Genomic DNA, 5,122 nt, shown 5'->3' with positions numbered 1-5,122 from the left:
CGCTTTGAGAAACAAGCGTTATTAAGAAATAAGAACACGTTCCTAGACATATTGAATTGACAGCCGTTTTAAGAGAGATCTTAAAACAAATAATAAAGAGTAATAGAATCGTAAGATTTGAAAAAGACCAATAGTATCTTAGTCGCAATATAATATAAAAATATACGATGAAGAGTTTGATCCTGGCTCAGGATGAACGCTAGCGGCAGGCTTAACACATGCAAGTCGAGGGGTATAGTTCTTCGGAACTAGAGACCGGCGCACGGGTGCGTAACGCGTATGCAATCTACCTTTTACAGAGGGATAGCCCAGAGAAATTTGGATTAATACCTCATAGTATTATATAATGGCATCATTTTATAATTAAAGTCACAACGGTAAAAGATGAGCATGCGTCCCATTAGCTAGTTGGTAAGGTAACGGCTTACCAAGGCTACGATGGGTAGGGGTCCTGAGAGGGAGATCCCCCACACTGGTACTGAGACACGGACCAGACTCCTACGGGAGGCAGCAGTGAGGAATATTGGACAATGGGCGCAAGCCTGATCCAGCCATGCCGCGTGCAGGATGACGGTCCTATGGATTGTAAACTGCTTTTATACAGGAAGAAACCCTGGTTCGTGAACCAGCTTGACGGTACTGTAAGAATAAGGATCGGCTAACTCCGTGCCAGCAGCCGCGGTAATACGGAGGATCCAAGCGTTATCCGGAATCATTGGGTTTAAAGGGTCCGTAGGCGGTTTAATAAGTCAGTGGTGAAAGCCCATCGCTCAACGGTGGAACGGCCATTGATACTGTTAGACTTGAATTATTAGGAAGTAACTAGAATATGTAGTGTAGCGGTGAAATGCTTAGAGATTACATGGAATACCAATTGCGAAGGCAGGTTACTACTAATATATTGACGCTGATGGACGAAAGCGTGGGTAGCGAACAGGATTAGATACCCTGGTAGTCCACGCCGTAAACGATGGATACTAGCTGTTGGGAGCAATCTCAGTGGCTAAGCGAAAGTGATAAGTATCCCACCTGGGGAGTACGTTCGCAAGAATGAAACTCAAAGGAATTGACGGGGGCCCGCACAAGCGGTGGAGCATGTGGTTTAATTCGATGATACGCGAGGAACCTTACCAAGGCTTAAATGTAGATTGACCGGTTTGGAAACAGATCTTTCGCAAGACAATTTACAAGGTGCTGCATGGTTGTCGTCAGCTCGTGCCGTGAGGTGTCAGGTTAAGTCCTATAACGAGCGCAACCCCTGTTGTTAGTTGCCAGCGAGTCATGTCGGGAACTCTAACAAGACTGCCAGTGCAAACTGTGAGGAAGGTGGGGATGACGTCAAATCATCACGGCCCTTACGCCTTGGGCTACACACGTGCTACAATGGCCGGTACAGAGAGCAGCCACTGGGCGACCAGGAGCGAATCTATAAAACCGGTCACAGTTCGGATCGGAGTCTGCAACTCGACTCCGTGAAGCTGGAATCGCTAGTAATCGGATATCAGCCATGATCCGGTGAATACGTTCCCGGGCCTTGTACACACCGCCCGTCAAGCCATGGAAGCTGGGGGTGCCTGAAGTCGGTGACCGCAAGGAGCTGCCTAGGGTAAAACTGGTAACTAGGGCTAAGTCGTAACAAGGTAGCCGTACCGGAAGGTGCGGCTGGAACACCTCCTTTCTAGAGCCCTATATGTTAGCATTTATGCACGTTGGGGAAAGAAGACGAAAGAGACTTTAGGTTTCATTTCTATAGATTATATTACTCTGCTGTTAGTTCAAATAATACAATTTAAGTAAAAAACAGAGTCTCGTAGCTCAGCTGGTTAGAGTACTACACTGATAATGTAGGGGTCGGCAGTTCGAGTCTGCCCGGGACTACTTTTAAACTTAAAAAAAAAGGAAATTCTAGAAGTTGGAATTCACCAAAAGAGATTAGATAAGGATTAAGAGATCTAAAATCTGAATTCAAAGATCTAAAATTGAAATGGGGGATTAGCTCAGCTGGCTAGAGCGCCTGCCTTGCACGCAGGAGGTCAACGGTTCGACTCCGTTATTCTCCACAGATCCGTAAGGATAAAAGTTCATTGACATATTGAGATAAGAAAATAATAAAAAGTAGAAAGCATTTTTTATTGTAAGTAGAGATACTTATGGTAAAGAAAAGAGTCTTGATTTATCAAGACTTGTACAATAAGCAAAATAAGGGCGTATGGGGGATGCCTTGGCTCTCAGAGGCGATGAAAGGCGTGATAAGCTGCGAAAAGTTACGGGGATCGGCACACACGAATTGATCCGTAAATACCTGAATGGGGCAACCCACTATGTTGAAGACATAGTACACCGATAGGTGGGCAAACCCGCTGAACTGAAACATCTAAGTAGGCGGAGGAGAAGAAAACAAAAGTGATTCCGTAAGTAGTGGCGAGCGAACGCGGATTAGCCCAAACCAATGTTGTTACGGCAATGTTGGGGTTGTAGGACCACGATATTTGTTGCACAAAGAATTAGAATCTACTGGAAAGTAGAACCATAGAGGGTGATAGTCCCGTATAGGTAATGAGTGTAAATGATAGTGGTATCCTGAGTAGGGCGGGACACGTGAAATCCTGTCTGAATTTGGCGGGACCATCCGCTAAGGCTAAATACTCCTGAGAGACCGATAGTGAACCAGTACCGTGAGGGAAAGGTGAAAAGAACCGTGAATAACGGAGTGAAATAGATCCTGAAACCATACGCTTACAAGCGGTCGGAGCCCTTTCGTGGGGTGACGGCGTGCCTTTTGCATAATGAGCCTACGAGTTAACGTTGCTGGCAAGGATAAGTGGTTAAGCCACGGATCCGTAGCGAAAGCGAGTCTGAATAGGGCGCTTTAGTCAGTAGTGTTAGACGCGAAACCGTGTGATCTACCCATGGGCAGGTTGAAGCTGTGGTAACACACAGTGGAGGACCGAACCGGTTGACGTTGAAAAGTCTTCGGATGACCTGTGGGTAGGGGTGAAAGGCCAATCAAACTCGGAAATAGCTCGTACTCCCCGAAATGCATTTAGGTGCAGCGTTGTGCATAAAGTTATATAGAGGTAGAGCTACTGATTGGATGCGGGGGCTTCACCGCCTACCAATTCCTGACAAACTCCGAATGCTATATAATGTTTCACAACAGTGAGGGCTTGGGTGCTAAGGTCCAAGTCCGAGAGGGAAAGAACCCAGACCATCAGCTAAGGTCCCCAAATATATGTTAAGTTGAAAGAACGAGGTTTGTCTGCCCAGACAGCTAGGATGTTGGCTTGGAAGCAGCCATTCATTTAAAGAGTGCGTAACAGCTCACTAGTCGAGCGGACGAGCATGGATAATAATCGGGCATAAACATATTACCGAAGCTATGGATTTTAACGTAAGTTAAAGTGGTAGGGGAGCATTCTAACAGGGTTGAAGGTGAGCCGTAAGGTTTGCTGGACTGGTTAGAAAAGAAAATGTAGGCATAAGTAACGATAATGCGGGCGAGAAACCCGCACACCGAAAGACTAAGGTTTCCACAGCTATGCTAATCAGCTGTGGGTTAGTCGGGACCTAAGGCGAACCCGAAAGGGACAGTCGATGGACCACGGGTTAATATTCCCGTACTAGTTATTACTGTGATGGGGTGACGGAGTGATGAAAGCGCCGCGAACTGACGGAATAGTTCGTTGAAGTACCTACCTATAAGATCTGCAGGCAAATCCACAGATCTTGGGGAAATACGATAGTACTCGGATACTTCGGTTGAAGAGATAGTGCGCCTAAGGGCTTCCAAGAAAAACCTCTAAACTTCAGGTAATAAGTACCCGTACCGCAAACCGACACAGGTAGTCGAGGAGAGAATCCTAAGGTGCTCGAGAGATTCATGGCTAAGGAATTAGGCAAAATAGACCTGTAACTTCGGGAGAAAGGTCGCCAGCAGCAATGCTGGCCGCAGTGAAGAGGTCCAGGCGACTGTTTATCAAAAACACAGGGCTCTGCAAAATCGTAAGATGAAGTATAGGGCCTGACACCTGCCCGGTGCTGGAAGGTTAAGAGGAGATGTTATCTTCGGAGAAGCATTGAATTGAAGCCCCAGTAAACGGCGGCCGTAACTATAACGGTCCTAAGGTAGCGAAATTCCTTGTCGGGTAAGTTCCGACCTGCACGAATGGTGTAACGATCTGGACACTGTCTCAGCCATGAGCTCGGTGAAATTGTAGTAGCGGTGAAGATGCCGCTTACCCGCAGTGGGACGAAAAGACCCTGTGCACCTTTACTATAGCTTAGTATTGACCTTGGATAAATGATGTGTAGGATAGGTTGGAGACTGTGAAGTGGCGTCGCTAGGCGTTGTGGAGTCATTGTTGAAATACAACCCTTTGTTTATCTGAGGCCTAACCCCGTTTTGCGGGGGACATTGCTTGGTGGGTAGTTTGACTGGGGTGGTCGCCTCCAAAAGAGTAACGGAGGCTTCTAAAGGTTCCCTCAGTACGCTTGGTAACCGTGCGTAGAGTGCAATGGCATAAGGGAGCTTGACTGAGAGACATACAGGTCGATCAGGTACGAAAGTAGAGCATAGTGATCCGGTGGTTCCGCATGGAAGGGCCATCGCTCAAAGGATAAAAGGTACGCCGGGGATAACAGGCTGATCTCCCCCAAGAGCTCATATCGACGGGGGGGTTTGGCACCTCGATGTCGGCTCGTCACATCCTGGGGCTGGAGAAGGTCCCAAGGGTTGGGCTGTTCGCCCATTAAAGTGGCACGCGAGCTGGGTTCAGAACGTCGTGAGACAGTTCGGTCTCTATCTACTGTGGGCGCAAGAAATTTGAGTGGATCTGATTCTAGTACGAGAGGACCGAATTGGACAAACCTCTAGTGTATCTGTTGTTCCGCCAGGAGCACCGCAGAGTAGCTACGTTTGGAAGGGATAAGCGCTGAAAGCATATAAGCGCGAAACCCACCACAAGATGAGATTTCTTTTAAGGATCGTGGGAGATGACCACGTTGATAGGCTATAGATGTAAAGGCAGTAATGTCATAGTCGAGTAGTACTAATAATCCGTAAGCTTATGTACGCTTTTCCCCCTGAGCAATCGGGGGGAAGAAACTTTCTAAATAATAAAAA

The 5,122-nt window shown here is 47.1% G+C and carries 2 tRNA genes and 2 rRNA genes; all 4 read left to right on the top strand.

The features are described from left to right. The first annotated feature begins 164 nt into the window (after window positions 1–164). The 4 genes from IUY40_RS18950 to IUY40_RS18935 all read left to right on the top strand — a co-directional run bounded on the left by IUY40_RS18950 (window position 165) and on the right by IUY40_RS18935 (window position 5,072). Window positions 165–1,678: ribosomal RNA gene (locus IUY40_RS18950) — 16S ribosomal RNA — on the top strand. A 126-nt stretch (window positions 1,679–1,804) separates the two neighbouring features. Beyond that, a tRNA-Ile gene (locus tag IUY40_RS18945) sits at window positions 1,805–1,878 on the top strand. A gap of 108 nt (window positions 1,879–1,986) precedes the next feature. Next, window positions 1,987–2,060 (top strand) — tRNA-Ala (locus IUY40_RS18940). 128 nt (window positions 2,061–2,188) lie between these two features. Further along, window positions 2,189–5,072: ribosomal RNA gene (locus IUY40_RS18935) — 23S ribosomal RNA — on the top strand. The 16S and 23S rRNA genes sit together here with 2 tRNA genes alongside, the layout of an rRNA operon. Window positions 5,073–5,122: the final 50 nt, after the last annotated feature.

This window comes from Flavobacterium sp. ALJ2 (genome assembly GCF_015594725.1).
Classification (GTDB): Bacteria; Bacteroidota; Bacteroidia; order Flavobacteriales; family Flavobacteriaceae; genus Flavobacterium.
Note: the sequence above shows the minus strand (reverse complement) of the source record. Positions and strands in the feature narration are given on the sequence as shown.